We start from the raw sequence: 259 nt of genomic DNA on the forward strand, positions 1-259 counted from the left end.
CCACCAGAAAGTTGATGCGGATAGCGATTGGCAAATTCTTGCATATGGATAATCGCCAGCATCTCGTTGACCCGCTGCTCAATCGCTTGTTTGCTGAGTTTGCCAATGCGCAGGCCGTAACCGATATTTTGGGCTACGCTCATATTCGGAAACAGCGCATACGATTGAAAGACAATCCCAATCTTGCGTTTGCTGGGGGGCGTTTGGGTAATATCGTTGCCGTCGATTTTGATTGAGCCACCGCTGGGAGCCTCGAAGC

1 protein-coding gene is annotated in these 259 nt (G+C 50.6%); it reads right to left on the reverse strand.

Annotation, left to right across the window (positions count from 1 at the left end):
- On the reverse strand, positions 1–259 hold a 259-nt coding region (locus tag DEF47_RS04310; protein WP_287044990.1), incomplete at both ends, for an ATP-binding cassette domain-containing protein.

Source organism: Herpetosiphon sp. (assembly GCF_003512625.1).
GTDB lineage: Bacteria > Chloroflexota > Chloroflexia > Chloroflexales > Herpetosiphonaceae > Herpetosiphon > Herpetosiphon aurantiacus.